Source organism: Microlunatus elymi, assembly GCF_007362775.1.
Classification (GTDB): domain Bacteria; phylum Actinomycetota; class Actinomycetes; order Propionibacteriales; family Propionibacteriaceae; genus Microlunatus; species Microlunatus elymi.
The window spans coordinates 4,337,489-4,355,418 of the sequence record NZ_CP041692.1 but is presented as its reverse complement, the minus strand read 5'-3'; the positions used below and the strand labels follow the sequence as shown (position 1 = coordinate 4,355,418).

General features: G+C 67.2%; 21 protein-coding genes. 14 read left to right on the top strand and 7 right to left on the bottom strand.

Annotation, left to right across the window (positions count from 1 at the left end; translation table 11 throughout):
* Positions 1 to 40: 40 nt before the first annotated feature.
* The 5 genes from fdxA (at position 41) to FOE78_RS19755 (ending at position 4,848) form a co-directional block, all read left to right on the top strand.
* Positions 41 to 367 (top strand): ferredoxin, encoded by a 327-nt coding sequence (gene fdxA / locus FOE78_RS23915; RefSeq protein ID WP_143987799.1) that lies wholly within the window; start codon positions 41 to 43, stop codon positions 365 to 367.
* On the top strand, positions 364 to 1,491 hold the full coding sequence (gene dapC, locus FOE78_RS19770) for a succinyldiaminopimelate transaminase (RefSeq protein ID WP_143987798.1): 1,128 nt from the start codon (positions 364 to 366) through the stop codon (positions 1,489 to 1,491). The genes fdxA and dapC overlap by 4 nt, the downstream gene beginning before the upstream one ends.
* A 12-nt stretch (positions 1,492 to 1,503) precedes the next feature.
* Positions 1,504 to 3,165, top strand: a complete 1,662-nt coding sequence (locus FOE78_RS19765) for a glycoside hydrolase family 3 protein (protein WP_143987797.1) — start codon at positions 1,504 to 1,506, stop codon at positions 3,163 to 3,165.
* 69 nt (positions 3,166 to 3,234) lie between these two features.
* Positions 3,235 to 4,332, top strand: a complete 1,098-nt coding sequence (locus FOE78_RS19760; RefSeq protein WP_143987796.1) for a serine hydrolase domain-containing protein — start codon at positions 3,235 to 3,237, stop codon at positions 4,330 to 4,332.
* Positions 4,333 to 4,659: 327 nt separating this feature from the next.
* Entirely contained in the window at positions 4,660 to 4,848 is a 189-nt protein-coding gene (locus FOE78_RS19755; RefSeq protein WP_210414686.1) for a hypothetical protein, read from the top strand.
* Between the two features lie 471 nt (positions 4,849 to 5,319).
* Here FOE78_RS19755 and FOE78_RS19745 read toward each other — a convergent pair whose 3' ends face one another.
* Positions 5,320 to 7,257 carry a DUF222 domain-containing protein gene (locus FOE78_RS19745; protein WP_143987795.1) on the bottom strand — a complete coding sequence of 646 codons (1,938 nt, stop codon included), beginning with the start codon at positions 7,255 to 7,257 and terminating at the stop codon, positions 5,320 to 5,322.
* A 55-nt stretch (positions 7,258 to 7,312) separates the two neighbouring features.
* Here FOE78_RS19745 and FOE78_RS24485 point away from each other — a divergent pair, with 55 nt between their 5' ends.
* The 3 genes from FOE78_RS24485 to FOE78_RS19735 all read left to right on the top strand — a co-directional run bounded on the left by FOE78_RS24485 (position 7,313) and on the right by FOE78_RS19735 (position 9,196).
* Positions 7,313 to 7,444: a hypothetical protein gene (locus FOE78_RS24485; RefSeq protein WP_266094991.1), complete on the top strand. Its 132-nt coding sequence runs from the start codon at positions 7,313 to 7,315 to the stop codon at positions 7,442 to 7,444.
* Positions 7,445 to 7,633: 189 nt separating this feature from the next.
* Positions 7,634 to 8,212: a DinB family protein gene (locus FOE78_RS19740; protein ID WP_228265903.1), complete on the top strand. Its 579-nt coding sequence runs from the start codon at positions 7,634 to 7,636 to the stop codon at positions 8,210 to 8,212.
* A 66-nt stretch (positions 8,213 to 8,278) separates the two neighbouring features.
* A complete protein-coding gene (locus tag FOE78_RS19735; protein WP_143987794.1) occupies positions 8,279 to 9,196 on the top strand; it encodes a ribokinase in 918 nt (305 codons plus the stop codon).
* Positions 9,197 to 9,223: 27 nt separating this feature from the next.
* Here FOE78_RS19735 and FOE78_RS19730 read toward each other — a convergent pair whose 3' ends face one another.
* The 3 genes from FOE78_RS19730 to dapD all read right to left on the bottom strand — a co-directional run bounded on the left by FOE78_RS19730 (position 9,224) and on the right by dapD (position 11,753).
* Positions 9,224 to 9,772: a hypothetical protein gene (locus tag FOE78_RS19730; protein WP_210414685.1), complete on the bottom strand. Its 549-nt coding sequence runs from the start codon at positions 9,770 to 9,772 to the stop codon at positions 9,224 to 9,226.
* Between the two features lie 137 nt (positions 9,773 to 9,909).
* The gene (locus tag FOE78_RS19725) at positions 9,910 to 10,764 is read right to left on the bottom strand and encodes a hypothetical protein (protein ID WP_143987792.1); all 855 of its coding nucleotides are present in this window, start codon (positions 10,762 to 10,764) and stop codon (positions 9,910 to 9,912) included.
* A gap of 17 nt (positions 10,765 to 10,781) precedes the next feature.
* Positions 10,782 to 11,753 (bottom strand): 2,3,4,5-tetrahydropyridine-2,6-dicarboxylate N-succinyltransferase, encoded by a 972-nt coding sequence (dapD, locus tag FOE78_RS19720; RefSeq protein WP_143987791.1) that lies wholly within the window; start codon positions 11,751 to 11,753, stop codon positions 10,782 to 10,784.
* 112 nt (positions 11,754 to 11,865) lie between these two features.
* Here dapD and FOE78_RS19715 point away from each other — a divergent pair, with 112 nt between their 5' ends.
* The 4 genes from FOE78_RS19715 (at position 11,866) to FOE78_RS19700 (ending at position 13,644) form a co-directional block, all read left to right on the top strand.
* Entirely contained in the window at positions 11,866 to 12,180 is a 315-nt protein-coding gene (locus tag FOE78_RS19715) for a DivIVA domain-containing protein (protein WP_143987790.1), read from the top strand.
* A complete protein-coding gene (locus tag FOE78_RS19710) occupies positions 12,177 to 12,758 on the top strand; it encodes an SRPBCC family protein (protein WP_143987789.1) in 582 nt (193 codons plus the stop codon). The genes FOE78_RS19715 and FOE78_RS19710 overlap by 4 nt, the downstream gene beginning before the upstream one ends.
* The gene (locus FOE78_RS19705; RefSeq protein WP_228265902.1) at positions 12,755 to 13,372 is read left to right on the top strand and encodes a DNA-3-methyladenine glycosylase I; all 618 of its coding nucleotides are present in this window, start codon (positions 12,755 to 12,757) and stop codon (positions 13,370 to 13,372) included. Before FOE78_RS19710 ends, FOE78_RS19705 begins: the two co-directional genes overlap by 4 nt.
* A gap of 104 nt (positions 13,373 to 13,476) precedes the next feature.
* Entirely contained in the window at positions 13,477 to 13,644 is a 168-nt protein-coding gene (locus tag FOE78_RS19700; protein WP_091521298.1) for a DUF3117 domain-containing protein, read from the top strand.
* A 53-nt stretch (positions 13,645 to 13,697) separates the two neighbouring features.
* Here FOE78_RS19700 and FOE78_RS19695 read toward each other — a convergent pair whose 3' ends face one another.
* A complete protein-coding gene (locus FOE78_RS19695; RefSeq protein WP_143987788.1) occupies positions 13,698 to 14,153 on the bottom strand; it encodes a MarR family winged helix-turn-helix transcriptional regulator in 456 nt (151 codons plus the stop codon).
* A gap of 75 nt (positions 14,154 to 14,228) precedes the next feature.
* Between FOE78_RS19695 and FOE78_RS19690 the strand changes: the two genes are divergently transcribed.
* Positions 14,229 to 14,639, top strand: coding sequence for a MarR family transcriptional regulator (locus FOE78_RS19690; RefSeq protein WP_143987787.1), 411 nt, complete (start codon positions 14,229 to 14,231; stop codon positions 14,637 to 14,639).
* Between the two features lie 43 nt (positions 14,640 to 14,682).
* Here the strand turns inward: FOE78_RS19690 and FOE78_RS19685 are convergent, their stop codons facing one another.
* Together FOE78_RS19685 and glgA are read right to left on the bottom strand one after the other, a co-directional pair.
* Entirely contained in the window at positions 14,683 to 15,381 is a 699-nt protein-coding gene (locus tag FOE78_RS19685) for a phosphoribosyltransferase (RefSeq protein WP_210414684.1), read from the bottom strand.
* A gap of 9 nt (positions 15,382 to 15,390) precedes the next feature.
* Positions 15,391 to 16,590: a glycogen synthase gene (glgA, locus tag FOE78_RS19680; RefSeq protein ID WP_143988954.1), complete on the bottom strand. Its 1,200-nt coding sequence runs from the start codon at positions 16,588 to 16,590 to the stop codon at positions 15,391 to 15,393.
* 106 nt (positions 16,591 to 16,696) lie between these two features.
* On the opposite strand from glgA, the gene glgC reads away from it, so the two are divergent.
* Positions 16,697 to 17,926, top strand: a complete 1,230-nt coding sequence (glgC, locus tag FOE78_RS19675) for a glucose-1-phosphate adenylyltransferase (RefSeq protein WP_143987786.1) — start codon at positions 16,697 to 16,699, stop codon at positions 17,924 to 17,926.
* Positions 17,927 to 17,930 lie beyond the last annotated feature (4 nt).

Genomic DNA, 17,930 nt, shown 5'->3' with positions numbered 1-17,930 from the left:
TAAGCGGGATATCTGTGGACGAGTAACCAAGGAGGACGCTGTGACGTACGTCATCGCGCAGCCGTGTGTCGATCTGAAGGATCTGGCGTGCGTCGAGGAATGTCCGGTGGACTGCATCTATGAAGGCAAGCGGATGCTCTACATCCACCCCGATGAGTGCGTCGACTGCGGTGCGTGTGAGCCGGTCTGCCCGGTCGAGGCGATCTTCTACGAGGACGACACGCCGGAGGAGTGGAAGGACTACTACGACGCCAACGTCAAGTTCTTCGACGATCTCGGTTCGCCGGGCGGCGCCGCCAAGCTGGGTCCGATCGACAAGGACCACCCGATGATCGCCGCGCTGCCCCCGCAGGAGCACGACGAGTGACCAACCCGCTGGCCGCAGCCCTTGCCGATTATCCCTGGGATGCGCTCGCGTCCGCCCAGCAAAGGGCGGCCGAGCATCCGGACGGGATCGTCGATCTGTCCATCGGTACGCCGGTGGACGACACTCCGGCGATCGCGCAGGAGGCATTGGCTGCAGCCGGCAACAGTCCGGGCTACCCGACGGTGGTCGGTCCGCCCGCGCTGCGTGCGTCGATCGCCGGTTATCTGGGCCGGCGCGGCGCGACGGTCGAGCCGGGGGCTTGCCTGGCCACCATCGGCAGCAAGGAGTTCGTCGGTTGGTTGCCGACCCAGCTGGCCCTGCAGCCCGATGACCTGATCATCATCCCGGCCACCGCCTATCCGACCTACGCGGTCGGAGCCAAGGTGGCCGGTTGCCGGGTGATCGCGACCGACGATCTGGATTCGGTACGCGACGAACATCCCAAGCTGGTCTGGCTGAACTCGCCGTCCAATCCGACCGGCCGGATCCTCAGCCCCGACCAGCTCAAGGCCTGGGTGGACTGGGCCCGCGAACGGGGCGCCGTGGTCGCCTCCGACGAGTGCTATCTGGACTTCGCCTGGGACGCGCCGGCGCTGTCGGTGCTGCATCCCGACATCTGCGGCGGCGATCACACCGGCCTGCTCGCGGTGCATTCGCTGTCCAAGATCGCCAACCTGGCCGGCTATCGGGCCGCCTTCGTGGCCGGCGATCCGACCATCGTCGCCGAGCTGACCTTGATCAGGCGCCACGTCGGCATGATGGTGTCCCGGCCGGTGCAGCAGGCGATGATCGCACTGCTCGGCACCGATGATCATGTACGCGTCCAGCAGGAGCGCTACCGCCGCCGGCGCGAGCTACTGCGACCGGCACTGGAACAGGCGGGTTTCCGGATCGATCACTCCGAGGGTTCGCTGTATCTGTGGGCAACTCAGGGCCCCCTTGATCAGAGCGCGGGCATCGGCGACGACTGCTGGAAGTCGGTCGACCGGCTGGCCGATCTCGGCATCCTGGTCGGGCCGGGTGCCTTCTACGGGACGGCCGGTGATGATCACGTACGGGTTTCGCTGACCGCATCCGATGAACGGATCGAGGCGGCCGTACATCGGCTGGCTGCCGACCAGTAATGTTCCGCCGTGATGACTGATGTCTCACAGCAGCCCGTGATTTCAGACCTGCTGGCCGGGATGAGCCTGCCGGACAAGCTCGGCCAGTTGATCTTCCATCTGGTCTACGGTTCGGCGGCCGATCAGGCCGACGACCGCAATCGAGCGTTGTTCGGCGTGGACACGCCGGCCGACGTGGTGGCCAAGTATCGGCTCGGCGGGGTGATCTACTTCGCCTGGGCCGGCAACACCGAGAATCCGCAGCAGATCGGACGACTCAGCAACGGCTTGCAGGCCGCCTCCGAGATCGGCTTGATCATCGGCACCGATCAGGAGACCGGGCGGGTGGCGCGGATGGGTCCGCCGGCCACGCAATTCCCCGGGGCGATGGCGCTGGCCGCGGCTCATGATCTTGACCTGACCCGGGAGGCATATCAGATCACCGGCCGGGAGCTGGCTGCCGTCGGTGTGAACGCCGACTTTGCGCCGGTTGCCGACGTCAACGTCAATCAGGCCAATCCGGTGATCGGCGTTCGGTCCTTCGGCAGTGAGCCCGACGTGGTTGGCGAACAGGTGGTCGCAGCGATTGCCGGCCTGCAGCGTGACGCGGGCATGATCGCTGCCGCCAAGCACTTCCCGGGTCATGGTGACACCGGCACCGACAGCCATCACGGGCTGCCGACGATCACCCACTCCATGATCGATTGGGAGTCGATCGACGCGCTGCCGTTCCGGGAGGCGGTCAGTGCCGGGGTGGAGATGATCATGACCGGGCATCTGTCGTTCCCGGCGCTCGACCCGTCCGGTGACCCGGCCACGCTGAGCCGGCCGATCCTGACCGGGCTGTTGCGGGAGTATCTCGGCTACACCGGGGTGATCATCACCGATTCGCTGCGGATGCAGGGCGTTCGCGAGTTGTACGACGACGGCGAGGTCGCGGTGCGCGCGATCGAGGCCGGCGTCGACGTGCTGCTCGAACCCGCGGATCCGGAACGTGCGGTGTCGGCACTGACGGATGCCGTGGCGAGCGGTCGGCTCACCGAGCAGCGGATCGACGAGAGTGTCGTACGCGTCCTGCAACTCAAGCAACGGCGTGGAATTCTGCAACCGGCGCCGACCGTACCGGCCAAGATCACCGCCGAGGTCGGCAGTCAGGAGTCGCACGCGCGCGCAGCCGAGATCACCGCCCGGACCCTCACTCTGATCCGTGACGATGATCAACTCTTCCCCCTGAAGCGCGGCTCGGTCTGCCTGCTCGGCGCCGACGCCGTCGCGATCGGCCGGCTGGCCGCGGCATTGAAGGACGACGGCCTGGAGGTTTCCGAACTCGTCACCGGGCAGCGGCCGGATCGGGATCTGATCAACGCAGCCCGACGGCTGGCTCGGGCAGCTTCGCAGACGGTGATCGTCACCTCGTCCGGTTGGCGGGAACGCTGGCAGCGCACCCTGGTGCGCAGCGTGCGGGAGATCGCGCCGCAGGTCAGCATGGTCGCGATCACCGAGCCGTACGATGCCGGACTGGTGACCGCCGGCGGCACCATGCTGCTCAGCTACTCGGCCACTCCGGTCGCGCTCGATGCGGTCGCCGACGTGCTGCTCGGCCGCCGGCAACCGACCGGCCGACTCCCGGTTGCGGTCGGCGAGAATCCCGACCATCCGCTGTTCCCGTTCGGCGCCGGTATCGTCCCCAACTAGCCGATTTGTCAGTCGGTAGTTTGCCTATAGCCACACCACCGACTGACAAGTCCAGATGAAGGGGGAGTTGTGGAGGAGACCTGGGGGCGGTTGCTCGGTCTGCGGAGCGAGGGCGGTGATCATCCGCTGTTTCCCGGCGCGGTGATGCAATGGGGCACCGACGGCAAGATCATCTCGGTCCAGGCCCGCGGGTGGGCGCGCTGCTACGCCGACGGTGAGGGATCGCTGCTGCCGGAGTCGGACCGGATCGCGATGCGGACGGACACTATCTTCGACCTGGCCTCGATCTCGAAGCTGTTCACCTCGATCGTGATCTTGCAGCTGGTCGAGCAGGGCAAGATCGATCTTGATCGGGCGGTGGTCGACTACCTGCCCGACTTCACGGGTGCGGGCAAGTCGGCGATCACCGTACGCCAGTTGCTGATCCACACCTCCGGTTTCCCGGCCGAGATCCCGCTCTGGCGGCTGTACGACGATGTGCCGGCACGCGTCCAGGGCGCGTTGGCCGCAGAACTGGTCGTCGAGCCCGGAACCGCCTACTGCTACAGCGATCTGAACCTGATCACTCTCGGCGTGATGGCGCATCGCCTCACCGGGCGACCGCTGGATGAACTGGTCCGGACCGGCATCACCGAACCGTTGTCCATGATCAACACGGGATACAACCCCAACTTGTTACTGCGGCCGCAGATCGCCGCCACCGAGTACGAGCGCGTACCCGATCGTGGTGTGGTCTGGGGCGAGGTGCACGACGAGAACGCCTGGTCGCTGGGCGGAGTGGCCGGGCACGCCGGTGTCTTCTCCACTGCCGCCGACCTCGGCAAGCTCGCGGAGTGCATGATCAACCGGACCGCGTACGACGGCGGGCGACTGCTCGACGAGGAGTTGTATGCGGAGATGATCACCAACCAGACGCCGGAATTCGGCGATCATGATCATGGTCTCGGGTTCGAGATCAATCAGCCCTGGTACATGGGCCGGCTGGCCTCACTGCACACGATCGGACACACCGGCTACACCGGTACGTCGCTGGTGATCGACCTCGACCGAGCCGCGTACGCGATCCTGCTCACCAACCGCGTCCATCCCAGCCGCACCTGGGGCAAGATCAACCACGCCCGCGTGATCGCCGCCGACGGCCTGGCCCAGCTCGTCGGGCGATCCTGACCGCATGAGTCACCGCGGCCGCATCATCCGGCCGCGGTCCACGCGCCTCGGACACGGCTGATCTGCTGTTCCGGCGTGAGATGGTCGACGTCGATGACGAGGTCTGCCTGCAGTGGGATCGAGGCCTGTCGGTGCAGCAGTTCGAACTCCGCTCACGTGCTTCCGAGAAAGAGATCTGCAAGTGGACGACAAAGCAGTCCGGTAGTTCCCGACGGTAGACATCGATTGACCTGGCGGTGACGAAGTCCGCGATCGTGACGTCGAAGCCGTGCTCGAGGAAGTTCCGGGCCAGCGCGGAGACATGGCGCGTGGGGCGGTTGCATCGAGGTGATCGACCAGATCGCGATGGCCGGCCGGATGCCTGAAGCCGAGAGTCTGGACGGCGGGATCCTGCTGCTGGAGACCAGCGAGCAGCTGCCGGCTGCGGCCGACGTCGAACGATGGGTACGTGGGCTGGGCGAACGTGGCTACCTCGAGGCGGTCGCAGCCCGCACCGTCACCGCCAACTACAACTGAGGCTCGGCTCGACCAGCACAGGCACTAGGTTTCGGATGTGTCTTCGATGAAGCGACTAGCAGTGATCGGATCCGGCGCCGGGAGTACGGCCGAGTCGATCCGGTGGCCCTCGCCGGTTACCTGAGGAAGGTTGGGCCGCGGGTTCCGACTGCCTACCAGGGGCGCACGATCAACACCCATCCCGCGCTGCTCCGGCATACGGACCCACCGGCATGTACGGCGATCGTGGGTGGGATCGCGTCGACGCAAGACCGGCCTCGAAGATCACCGTCGGCGCAGGCCCGGCGAGCTCCTGGTAGTACAGCGATCCGCCGCGTCGGGTCGGTGCCTAATCCGGCATTCCCCGCGGATGAGTGCTCTCGGGCATGATCAACTCCGGACGGTGCCGGTCTCACCTGCAGCGGTGACGTACCGATCGTGCCGACCGGATTCCTTCTGTGCAAGGTAATTCTGCCGACGTGCTCCGTTCGGTCAGGCGACCTCCAACATCCGTTGCATGGCCCACTCCAGGTCGCTGCGGTGTGGGTGATCATCACCGGCGTCCATGCCCGCACCAACGTCGGTGTCGGCTGCCACGGCGGCGTGCCAGACGGCGTGAGCGAAGGGGTTGTCGCCGAGGTCGTGGCTGCCGGAGTCGTTGACGACCACGACCCGGCCGTAGCGGGTTCGCCACACGTAGGTGCCGGGCACGGGTTGCCTGACGGACCAGCCACCGTGGGTTTTGATCCGGTGCTCGGTCTCGCCGAGGGGTCCCAGATTGTGCAGGCCGGTCTGGCCGGGTGGGGCGTTGCCGCTGGGTCCGCCGGTTCTCACGTACGGAATGGTGTGGTCGGCTTGCATCGATCTGCTCCGGTTGGCCGAGTTAGGGAAACAACTGGCCGGGGTCCTGGCCAGCAGGGCGTCACGCATTCGGTCGGGCGTCTCGTAGGCGTCCACCGGGTGGATGTCGGCGGGGTCGAGGACGGGTTGCAGCCGGATCCGGCAGCCGTTGCCGAGCCAGTCCCGGACCTGGGTGGCCAGGATCGGTCCGATGCCTTCGACTCGGGCCACGCCTCGGCCGGTAGCCGCCGTGTCGGTCGTGATGTGGACGTGCAAGATCACTTTGGGTAGCAGTTTGGTCGGGTTGATTCGGGCCAACCAGAACGCCGTGTCTCTGCTCAACCGGGGGTCGGGATTGACCGGGATCGGGACCCGGCGCAGGTCACCATGATCAACTTCGTAGCCGAGCAGACCGTAACCATCCCGGCTCGTCGACTCGTGATCATGCTCGCGCGGAGACTCGCGATCGTCGGTGATCACGGTTTCCCGATCTCCGGTGGCAGTCTCGGTGGATGGCGGGAGCTTGCCGTGCGCGGCGTCGTCGTTCCTGCGCGGGTGCCGGCAGTGGTCGGCAGGCTGCTGATCTTCGGGCCAGTCTGGATGGTTCGGGTCCTTGGTGTGCGAATGCTTTCCACCGGCGGTTCGACCAGCTTCACCGGCCGGTGTTTCGTCGTGGCCGCGGTTCCCCGGCTCGTGATCATGATCATCCTGATGGGGTTGATCATGGTCGTGCCGATCATGATGCGTCGTGGTCGTGTCGTACTGCTGGCCAGCCTCGGTGGTGAACAGGTCGGGGTGTTGTTGTTGGGCCAGTAGTCGGGTCGACAGCAAGGGCAGTCCCATCAGTCCGAACGCCTGGGCTTGGAATTCTTCCGGTTCTTCACAGTGTCGGTCTCCGACCTCGGCCGGTAGCCCGGTCGGGCCGGTGATCGTCTTGGTCAGGGTGTCGATGGTGGCCTGCATCCAGACCGCGTAGTCGGCATCGATTCGGGCCGACACCGTCCGCGTCCCGTACCGCGACCTGCTTGAGATCTTCACATACCGGCCGTCTCTGGCTTGCTTGGCCATCCGTTTGGCGCGCTCGGGGTCGGCGCGCAGGATCGCGGCATCGACCGCGTCGAACAACCTGCCCCACGACGACAAACTGTTCACGTAGCCGACGACCTCACCATCGACCGCCCGCGCCGCCTCGGCTGCCAGGGTCCGGGTCCGGCGGGCGATCTCCCGCAGCCGGTCCACCGGCGCGATCCCGCGCAGCACCAATTCCCACAATCGCGGGAGTCGATGCCGCAGATCCAACACGTCGGCGATCAGCTCCCGCGCCTGCCGATCGGACAGTCCGAGCGCGGCACCCAACTCGACCGCGCAGAACTCGGTCACCGCCGGCGTCCCCTCGCCACCGAGCCGGATCGCTCGTTCCATCCCGCGCACTACCGGGCGTCCTTCCAGCAGCTGGGGTGGGTGCAGATCGGCGTAATGGGCGACCACGATCAGGTCGTCACACTCGCTGCGCCGCCGGGCCGTCCGGGAGGTCGACAGCAGCGCGAGAGACTCCCGCGCCCCCAAACCCGCCACCGACGATTCGCTCATACAGACGAATCTAGACCAGACCTCCGACAATTCATCCCGACAGTCGATCCGACGGGTGAATCTGACCGAGCGCGGCAAGTTTTCGGATCTGTCCCGCGACCTGCCCGAAGTCGACGACGTCCGGCATCAAGACCGGCTTGTGGTGACTGAAGTCGGCCGTGCTGGCTTGTGTAACGTGCCGGGGTGATCGAGATCGTCGAGTACAACGCTTGCTGGGCTGGTGCGTTCGAGCAGGCGGCTGAGCAACTGCGCGTGGTCGGGAGGGGCGGCACGACTTGAACAGCTCCGGTTGGCTGGCGATCCGGCGGCAACCTCGAAACCACCGGGTGCGCGTCCGTGAAGATCGTGGCCGGCGTACTCAGTTAGCGTCAAGATCATGATGAGCGTGGGCATCAAGGACGAGTTGCACCGCAAGTTGCGCGTCGCCAGGGCCAACCTGTTGGCCAATCTCGATGACCTTGGTGAGTACGACCTGCGACGGCCACTGACGCCCACAGGCACCAATCTGCTGGGGCTGGTCAAGCATCTGGCCGGCTTGGAATTCGGCTACCTCGGCGGATGTGTGGGCCGCCCGGCGCAGGAGAAATTGAGCTGGATCGAGGACGGCTCCATCGCCGAGGGCGCCGACATGTGGGCCACCGCGGATGAGTCCAGCGACTACATCCTCGGCTTGTACCGACGCGCCGCGACGCACGCCGACCGGACCATCGACGAGCTCGACCTCGACAGCCCGGGCCGGGTGCCCTGGTGGACGGAGCCCGACACCACCCTCGGGGTGCTGTTGATCCGGATGCTTGCCGAGACCGCACAGCACGCCGGTCACGCCGACATCGTGCGGGAGCTGATCGACCACCGGGCCGGCAACACCGAGGATCAACTCGGCGGCGACCCGGCCTTCTTGGCGCGTTTCACCCGACAGATCCGAGACGCGGCAGAGAAATTCCGGTCCGGCTGAACCGGAGCAACGCAGGGAGCCGCGGACGATAGGCTCGCCGATGTCCGCACCCGAAGGAGTCGGTCTGTGACCAGCAACGTGATCGTCGTCGGCTCGGCGAACCAGGACTATGTGATTGACAGTACGGGGCTGCCGGAGCCCGGCGAGACCCGGCTGGCCAACGGGATGAAGAAGCTGACCGGCGGCAAGGGCGCGAACCAGGCCGTGGCCGCAGCACGGCTCGGCGCGGCCGTCCATTTCGTCGGTGCGATCGGCGACGATGACGACGGCCGTCGGATGATCACCGCATTGCGGGACGAGGGCATCGACACCGAAGCGGTCGAGGTGACCGATGAACCGACCGGGCTGGCGCTGGTCAACGTGCTGCCCGGCGGCGAGAACGCGATCACGGTGGTGCCCGGCGCCAACTTCACCGTCACTGCCGACCGTGCGGCCGAGGAAGTCCGCCGGCTGGCGGCATCCGGCGGCGTCCTGGTGGTGCAGGCGGAGATCCCGGTGAACACCATCGGCGCTGCGGTGGCCGCGGCCGACGAAGCAGGGCTGCGTCCGGTGATCAACCTCGCGCCGTACACCCAGCTGCCGGACGAGGTGCTGGCATTGGCCGACCCGCTGGTGGTCAACGAGGTCGAGGCCGCCGACATGATCGGGCGGATCATCCGCGACATCCCGGAGGTGCTGGAGGCCGCGGCCGAGCTGGTCGGCCGGGCCCGTTCGGTGGTGATCACCCTCGGCGGCGCCGGTGCCTGCTGGGCCACCGCCGACGACTCCGGCCACGTCGCGCCGCCGCCGGTCGACGAGGTGGTCGACACCACCGGCGCCGGCGATGCGTTCGTCGGCGGGCTGGCCCGGCAGTTGGCCGAATCCGCCGACCTGGCAGCTGCCGTCCGGTACGGGGTCGCGGTCGGCACCTTCGCCGTCACCCGCGCCGGCGCCCAACCCTCGTACCCCACGCCCGAGGAGCTGGAAGGCGCCCTGTCGGCCTGACCGCCTGGCCGGGAGATGGCCGGCCACTCACAACGGCGGGGCGAGCTCGACGATGTCCATCGGGTCGGCGCCCGCGTCGGGCAGGCTGTCGAACAGCGCCGGTGTATGCGGATCGGTCGAGTGTCCCTCGAATTCGATCCGATGCAGGTCGACCGGGTGCAGCTTGTTCTGCGCCAGCACCGCCAACGATGCCGCAACCGTTGCCTTCTGCAACCCCGTTCCGTCGGGTTGATCGAATTCGACCGTCTCGGAAATGATCATGGTGCGGCCGTCCCAGACGTCGGGACTGACCAGGCTGAAGGCCACGATCTCGCCGGATCGGTCCAGTGTGAGCATCGACATGTCCGGGTCGACGCCGCGGCTGTAATCCGTCCAGACGTGCGGCAGTCGGTCGGCGTGAACTCCGCCGAGCGGACGATGGGCCCAGCCGTACGACGTCGCCCACGCCCGAACCACCGCATCCGTCGGCAGCTCGGTCATGGCCACCGTCGCATAGCCCTCGGGCAGGTGTTGTTCGCTGATCCACTGCCGGCCGGCCGCGCTGCCCGGGTCGATCCGGGGAGCCGGACAGTGCATCCGCACCGTGTAGCCGAGGGAGTCGGCGAATGCCCGGCGCAGCGGACGGCTGGAATCGGATTGGTTCGGGGGTATTTGTGTCGTGAACATCTATCAAGAACAGTCATTCGCGCGGCGCTTTGAGCCATTGAGTCAGCTCAGGATGCTCGGGTGGTGATCTTCACCGACTTGGCGCCGATCGAGTCCTGGGTCGTCTTCCACTCCGCCAGGATTCGGTTGTCGACCTGGTAGCTGTGCGATCCGACCTCGACCCGCGCGACCCCGTACTGCCGAGCGTTCGCGACTGCGAACTGCGCGTACGACCAGGCCAGGGTGGTGGAACCGGCGGAGATGGTGATCACCGAGCCGGAATGCTTCGGCTTGAGCTGGTACGTCTTGCGCAGGTCCTTGATCAATCCGCTCACGTCGCCCGGCCGCTGATCTCGAATCAGGCAACGGATCCCGGCCGGACTCTGACCGGTCAGCACCGAGGCCAGCACCCGGGCATCGGCTTCATGATCACGGTAGGCGTCCGGATAGCCGCTGATCTGGATCTTCTGGGCGATCTCGGTGATGTCGCCCTTCTCCCAGCCGTGGATCTTGATCAACGCGCGGTAGAAGCGGGTGGTGGCGTAGTACGGATTCATCAACTGCTTCTCGGTGCCCCAACCCATCGACGGCCGCTGCTGGAACAGGCCCACCGAATCCCGATCGCCATGATCAAGATTGCGCAGATTGCTTTCCTGGTACGCGGTGGCGAGCGCGATCGACGCGGCCCGCGGAGCCAGCCCCTTGCGAACCGAGATGCCGGCGATCAACGCCGCATAGTGCGCCTGTTCGGTGTCCACCGCGACCGACTGATCCGCCGCGGTGGCCACACACCGCTGCTCGCCGGGCAGCGGCTGATGATTCGGGATCGACTTGATGATGATCACCGCCAACACGACCAGCAGTGCCACCACGCAGACGAGCGCCGCGACCACGGCGCCCAGTCGACGGGCAGTTCGAGCCATCGTCTGGTTACCGGGGCTCAGTGCGCGTGCAGCGACGCGTTCAGCTCGACCGTGCGGCCGGCCCGGCCTCGTACCTCGACGGTGCCGGTGACCGAGTTGCGGATGAACAGCAGGTTGGGTGAGCCGGACAACTCGGCCGCCTTGACGATCTGCCCGTCCGGCAGGGTGACCTTGGTGCCCTCGGTGACGTAGAGACCGGCCTCGACCACCGAGTCGTCGCCCAGCGAGATGCCGATGCCGGCGTTGGCGCCGATCAGGCAGCGCTCGCCGACGGTGACCATATGGGTGCCGCCGCCGGACATCGTGCCCATGATCGACGCGCCGCCGCCGACGTCGGAGTCCTTGCCCACGATGACGCCCTGGCTGACCCGGCCCTCGATCATCGCCGGGCCGAGCGAACCGGCGTTGAAGTTGACGAAGCCCTCGTGCATCACGACCGTGCCGGGGGCCAGGTGAGCACCCAGCCGGACCCGGGAGGCGTCACCGATCCGAACGCCGGTCGGGGTGACGTAGTCCAGCATCCGCGGGAACTTGTCGACCGCGAGGACGGTGAGCTCCTTGCGGTCGGCCCGGAACCGGGTCCGGATCTGCTCGAAGCCCTCCACCGCGCACGGACCGGCCGAGGTCCAGACCACGGTGTTCAGCAGACCGGCCCAGCCGTCCAGGTTGACCTCGCGGGGGCGGACCAGCCGATAGCTCAGCAGGTGCAACCGGAGGTAGACGTCGGAGGCGCTGTGCGGTGCCCGATCCAGGTCGATCACGGTGCGGACCAGATCGGTGTGCACCTGTCGCACCGGGTCACTGCTGCTGGCGCCGGCCGCGGTGATGGCCAGTTCCTCGGGAGCGCCGGCGGAGTCCGGCAGGCCGAGCGACGGCTGCGGGTAATAGGTGTCCAGCACCTGCCCCGAGGCGTGCACCGTGGCCAAGCCCCATCCCCAGGCCGGTCGGGCGTACGTGTCAGCAGAGATCGTCGGATCGGTGTCAGGCATGGGGACAACCTTAGGGTGCCGACACGCCGGTCCCCACATCCCGCGATCGGGTGCTGACCGCACGCGGAATACCCGAGTGGAGCTGTCGGTGATCGGCGTTAGGCTTCCCTGCATGGAATGGGCGATCGCGGTGCTGGTGATCGCCGTGCTCGGCGTCGCTGCGGCGGTCGCGGCAGGAGGCGTGGGCGAGATGAAGACCGAACCCGTACGGGACGGCTATCGGCAGGACTTGCCGCAACACCCGCTGACCGGCGCCGATCTGCAGGAGCTCCGGTTCGGCGTCACGCTGCGTGGCTATGCGATGGATCAGGTGGATGACGTGCTGGTCCGGCTCGGTCAGGAGATTGCCGATCGAGACGCGTTGATCGCCGAACTGACCGGCGGCCCGGACGGCCCCGAAGCACAGAAAGGGACGGTGGCGCGGTGAGCCTGCTGTTCAACGGCTCGATCATGGTCGCGGCCACGCCGGAGGACGTCTGGCCCAAACTGGTCGACTGGACCGGCCAGGGCCAGTGGATCCCGATGACCACCATGCAGGCGATCGGCCGGCAGGTCGAGGGCTTGGGCACCCGGATCCGCGGCCGGCACGGTCCCTCGATCGGCGGCCGCCGGCTCGGCTTCAGTGACGAGATGGTGGTCACCTGCTGGGAACCTCCGTACGAGTTGGAGATGACCCACCTCGGTCCCTGGTTCACCGGCGTCGGCGTGTTCACGATCGAGGCCCGCGGATTGCGGACCTGGCTGTCGGTCCGCGAGCGGATCACCGTGCGTGGCGGCAAGGTCGCCGAGAAGGCAGCGTTGGCGTTCCGCCCGTTGCTGCAGCGACAGCTGGCCGACAGCCTGCAGCGGTTCGTCCGGCTGGTCGCCGACAACGCGCCGCGGCCGACGGAGCTCACCGACCCGGCCCGGCGCTATCTGTCCCGGCGCAACAAGGCGCCGATCTTCGCCGACGAGGCCGAGAAGCGTCAGCGCCGACAGCAGCGACGCCGCGTCGCCCGGTCGTGAGCGACGCCCTGGGGCAGACTGAGCGCGCCTTCGGCGCGACGCTCGGTCCGGACGGCCGACTGCGGTGCGCGTGGGGGACCGGCGATCCGCTCTACCTCGACTATCACGACACCGAGTGGGGCCGTCCGGTCACCTCGGTCCAGGGGCTGTACGAGCGGCTGACGCTGGAGGCGTTCCAGTCCGGCCTGGCCTGGATCACCATCCTGCGCAAACGGGAGGCCTTCCGTACGGCCTTCGCCGGCTTCGCCCCGGAGAGGGTCGCCGCCTTCGGCGAGGCTGACGTGGCCCGGCTGATGGCCGATGCCGGGATCGTACGGAATCGGGCCAAGATCGACGCCGCGATCAGCAACGCCCGGGTGGTCGCCGACTGGGGCGACGGGTTCGCGGAGTTGATCTTGTCCTTCGCCCAGCCGGACCGGCCGCGGCCGCGCAGCGGGGACGAGGTGCCGGCGGTGACACCGGAGTCGATCGCGCTGTCCAAGGCGCTGAAGAAGAAGGGCATCCGCTTCTTCGGCCCGACCACGGCGTACGCGATGATGCAAGCCACCGGCCTGGTCGATGATCACCTGGCCGACTGCTTCGTCACCGCCGGGGATCGCAGCGGGACCGATTGAGCGCGGAGGCTGTTGCCGCCCCGAATGGCCGCGGCGGGCCGGATACGGGATAATAGGCCTGCCCCATGCTGGATGCTGCAGTTGATGACAGAGATGAGGATGCAATGGCTGCGATGAAGCCGCGAACCGGTGACGGTCCGATGGAGGTCACCAAGGAAGGCCGGGAAATCGTCATGCGAGTTCCCCTCGAGGGTGGCGGCCGGCTCGTGGTCGAGCTCAATGCTGATGAGGCAGCCGAGCTTGCCGGCGCACTCAAAGAGGTTGTCGGCTGACGGCTGTACCGACCTGATCGGCCCCGGACACCACGGCGGTGTCCGGGGCCGAGTCATGTCCGGGTCACACCTGGTGGGGTGTGTCCTTCGACGCCGGCGAGCTTGCCGAGCAGTTCGGCGAGCCGGCTGCGTTCGGCGGCGGACAGCGGGGCGACCACCTCATCCTGGACGTCGGCCAGCACCCGATCCAGTCGGATCAGTTCGGCGTTGCCGGCGGCGGTGAGCCGGATGACGTTGCGGCGCCGGTCGGCGAGATCCGGATCGCGGACCACAAGTCCGCCGGATTCGAGCTCGTTGAGCGCGTGCACCACGTCCTTGCGATCGATCCCGGTCCGCCGGGAGAGCTCCGCCTGGGACAGGTCCCCGTACTGCTCGAGGGCTGCCATCAGTCGGTAGTGGTAGGTCCGCGCACCCGCCCCGGCGAAGGCTGCCTGCAGGATCGTTTGGGCACGGTGGTTGGCCTGGCTGAGCAGCCAGGTGGGCTGACCGGCGACGCGGCGAAGGGGCACGAAATCAGTCTAAAGGGGTTGTTGGTGGCACCAATAACGCTACTGTTGGGCCATCCAACGATTTAGGAGGACATCATGTCCATTTCCTTCGGACCCGAACTGGTCGGGACGACAGCGAAGACGCTGCAGGTACTGCTCCGGCGCGCGCTCGACGGCACCGAACTCACCGAACCGCAGTGGGTGACATTGCGACTGGCTGGGCGGGGCGAAAGTGCTGATGCCGACGCGTTGGTGGCCGCAGCGCGCGACCGGGCCCACTTCGAGAACGCCGCCGACCTGGTCGAGACGCTCACGGCTCGCGACCTGTTGGCCGACGGAGCGCTCACCGAATCCGCGCGGACGCTGATGGCAGGCGTTCGCGAACGTACGGCGGCCCTGGCAGGGGGTCTATGGGAGGACCTGCCGGCAGCCGATGTCGCGGCGACCGAACGCATCCTCAACACTCTGCTCGAACGCGGCCGGGAGGTGTTGTCCAGGGCTGCATGAACTCGACCACGCGCCGCACCGGTCGATCGGCCGGGCCCAAACCTCAGCGGCGTTGCAGCAGGGCGATCACCTCGGAGTCGTCGAGTTGATGGAAGTCGCGGTACGCCTCGCCGACGGCGATCAGGGGATCCGGCCGGGACAGAGCCAGCACCGAGACGCCGGGTTGCTGCAGCTGCGCCACCGCGGAGGTCGAGGCGACCGGGACGGCGACCACGATCCGTCCAGCTCCGACGGCGCGGGTGACCGCGACCGCGGCCCGCATGGTGGCGCCGGTGGCCAGTCCGTCATCGACCAGGACGACCGCGGCGCCGGCGGGATCGGCCCCGGTCCAGGCGCCGAACTCGTCGACCCGGCGGCGCAGTTCGGCGGTCTCGGCCTCGAGCACCGCAGCCCACTCGTCGGGATCGACCCGGTGCTGATGCAGCACGGCATCGTTGTGCACGATCTCGATCCGGCCGCCGAGCGCGGCGATCGCACCCATCGCCAACTCCGGATGCCCGGGCAGCCCGAGCTTGCGGACCAGCAGCAGCCGCAGCGGACGGTCCAGTCGATCGGCGATCGGCCGAGCCACCGGTACGCCGCCACGCGGCAGCGCGAGCACCTGAAGCCTGCGGGGCAGTTCTCGATCGGGACCGGCGCCGGTCAGCAGCGCGGCGACCTGATCGGCGAGTTGATCACCCGCCTCGGCGCGGTCACGGAACCTCATCGCTGCTCCAAGATCATCAACGATCACGACCGCCACGGACCAAGATCAACTACCTCGGTGGATGTCGATCGCGCGGCGATACACGGCGATCGTCTCGGCGGCGATCTTGGACCAGGAGAATTCGTCGATGCAACGCTGCCGACCGGCCCGGCCGAATGCGGCCGCCCGCTCACGGTCGCGAGTGAGCTCGTTGATCTTGTCCGCCAGACCCTGCTCGAAGGCGGCCACCGCCGCCGGGTCGTCGGCCTGGGCCGGATCGTAATCGACCAGATAGCCGGTCTCGCCGTCCACCACCACCTCCGGGATGCCGCCGACAGCACTGGCCACGACCGCGGTCTGGCAGGCCATCGCCTCCAGATTGACGATGCCGAGTGGCTCGTACACCGACGGGCAGCAGAAGACCGTGGCGTGGGAGAGGATCTGCCGGACCTCGCCTCGGGGCAGCATCTTCTCCACCCAGATCACGTTGCCCCGGCTCTGCTGCAGCTGCGCGAACGCGTCGGAGATCTGCTGGGCGATCTCGGGGGTGTCCGGTGCGCCGGCCAGCAACACCAACTGGGTGCCGGGATCGAGCCGTTCGGCTGCCCGGACCAGATGGATCAGGCCCTTCTGCCGGGTGATCCGGCCGACGAAGACCGCGTACGGCTGATCCGGATCGATCCCGTACCGATCCAGCGCATCAAGATCAAGATCGGGACGGAATTCGTCGGTGTCGATGCCGTTGCGGACCACGTGCACCCGGTCCGGATCAAGATCATCATAGGAATCCAGCACGTCGCGCCGCATCCCGGAACTGACCGCGATCACGGCATCGGCACCGGCGAACGCGGTGTGTTCTGCCCAACTGGACAAGCGATATCCGCCGCCGAGCTGTTCCGCCTTCCATGGCCGATGCGGTTCCAGGGAGTGCGCGGTGACGACATGCGGGATGTCGAAATACAGGCTTGCCAACTGCCCGGCCAGGTTGGCGTACCAGGTGTGGCTGTGCACAAGATCAACTGGGCCGTCCGGGCGTCGGTCCAGCGCGGCGATCATGGAAAGGTCGGCGCCGAAGACCCGGAGCGCGGCGTTGGCACCGGCGGGGTAGTCCTCGGCGTGCGCGGTCGCCCCCTCGCGAGGCTCGCCCATGCACTGCACGTCGACGGAGGCGAGCCGGCGAAGCTGCGGCACCAACTGACCGACATGCACGCCCGCGCCACCGTAGATGGCCGGCGGGTACTCCCGGGTCAGGATCGAGATCGACAGCTCCAGTCCTGTTTCTGCACCGGCTTCCATGGCGGCATCGTTGCACGTTCGGCGCGTCGGCGTCAGCACCCTTGCCAGCATTCGCGCGGCCCTCTAGGTTCACTTCATGGCAGCGCGACCGAGGATCCTGTCCATCGTCCTCGCCGGCGGCGAGGGCAAGCGACTGATGCCCCTGACGATGGACCGAGCCAAACCGGCGGTGCCGTTCGGCGGGACCTATCGCTTGATCGACTTCGTGCTGTCCAACCTCGCCAATGCCGAGCTGCGGCAGATCTGTGTGCTGACGCAGTACAAGTCCCATTCGCTGGACCGGCACATCTCGCTGACCTGGCGGATGTCCACCATGCTCGGCAACTACGTCACTCCGGTGCCGGCACAGCAGCGACTCGGACCGCGCTGGTATCAGGGCAGTGCGGACGCGATCTTCCAGTCGATGAATCTGATCACCGACGAGGACCCGGACTACATCGTGGTCTTCGGTGCCGACAACATCTACCGGATGGACGTCTCCCAGATGGTCGACGCCCATATCGACAGCGGATTGGGCTGTACGGTGGCCGGCATCCGGGTGCCGCGCAACCAGGCCAGCGCGTTCGGCGTGATCGACGCCGCCCAGGACAACAAGATCAACTCCTTCCTGGAGAAGCCGGAGAATCCGCCCGGCCTGGCCGACGACCCCGAATCCTCGTACGCATCGATGGGCAACTATGTGTTCACCCGGACGGCGTTGGTGGACGCGCTGGAGGCCGATGCGGCCGACACCGATTCGCGGCATGACATGGGTGGCGACATCATCCCCGGCTTCGTCACCAAGGGTGATGCCCAGGTGTACGACTTCACCGGGAACTCGGTGCCCGGCGCGACCGCGAAGGACAAGAACTACTGGCGTGACGTCGGCACCATCGACGCGTATCACGAGGCACATATGGACCTTGTGTCGGTGGATCCGATCTTCAATCTGTACAACGACGAATGGCCGATCTGGACCTTCATCCCGCAGATGCCCGGTGCGAAGTTCGTGCTGGACGGTGTTGCCGAGGACTCCATCGTCAGCCCCGGCTGCATCATCTCCGGCGGTCAGGTGGAGAGCTCGGTGCTGTCACCGAACGTACGGCTGCAGGAACGCTCGGTGATCAACCGGTCGGTGCTGATGTCGGGCGTCCGCGTCGGTGCCGGGGCAGTGGTCGACAACGCCATCCTGGACAAGAACGTGGTGGTACCACCGGGCGAACAGGTCGGTGTTGATCATGAAGCCGACCTGGCCCGCGGCTACACCGTCTCCGCGGCCGGCATCACCGTGGTCGGCAAGGGCATCACCGTCGGCAACCCCACCTGAGCGG

Bases quoted from the DNA above. Each gene is read 5' to 3' on its own strand.
- FOE78_RS19765 (WP_143987797.1), top strand. From the start codon at position 1,504: ATGACTGATGTCTCACAGCAGCCCGTGATTTCAGACCTGCTGGCCGGG.
- FOE78_RS19745 (WP_143987795.1), bottom strand. From the start codon at position 7,257: ATGAGCGAATCGTCGGTGGCGGGTTTGGGGGCGCGGGAGTCTCTCGCG.
- FOE78_RS19740 (WP_228265903.1), top strand. From the start codon at position 7,634: ATGATGAGCGTGGGCATCAAGGACGAGTTGCACCGCAAGTTGCGCGTC.
- FOE78_RS19730 (WP_210414685.1), bottom strand. From the start codon at position 9,772: ATGCACTGTCCGGCTCCCCGGATCGACCCGGGCAGCGCGGCCGGCCGG.
- FOE78_RS19725 (WP_143987792.1), bottom strand. From the start codon at position 10,764: ATGGCTCGAACTGCCCGTCGACTGGGCGCCGTGGTCGCGGCGCTCGTC.
- dapD (WP_143987791.1), bottom strand. From the start codon at position 11,753: ATGCCTGACACCGATCCGACGATCTCTGCTGACACGTACGCCCGACCG.
- FOE78_RS19715 (WP_143987790.1), top strand. From the start codon at position 11,866: ATGGAATGGGCGATCGCGGTGCTGGTGATCGCCGTGCTCGGCGTCGCT.
- FOE78_RS19700 (WP_091521298.1), top strand. From the start codon at position 13,477: ATGGCTGCGATGAAGCCGCGAACCGGTGACGGTCCGATGGAGGTCACC.
- FOE78_RS19690 (WP_143987787.1), top strand. From the start codon at position 14,229: ATGTCCATTTCCTTCGGACCCGAACTGGTCGGGACGACAGCGAAGACG.
- glgC (WP_143987786.1), top strand. From the start codon at position 16,697: ATGGCAGCGCGACCGAGGATCCTGTCCATCGTCCTCGCCGGCGGCGAG.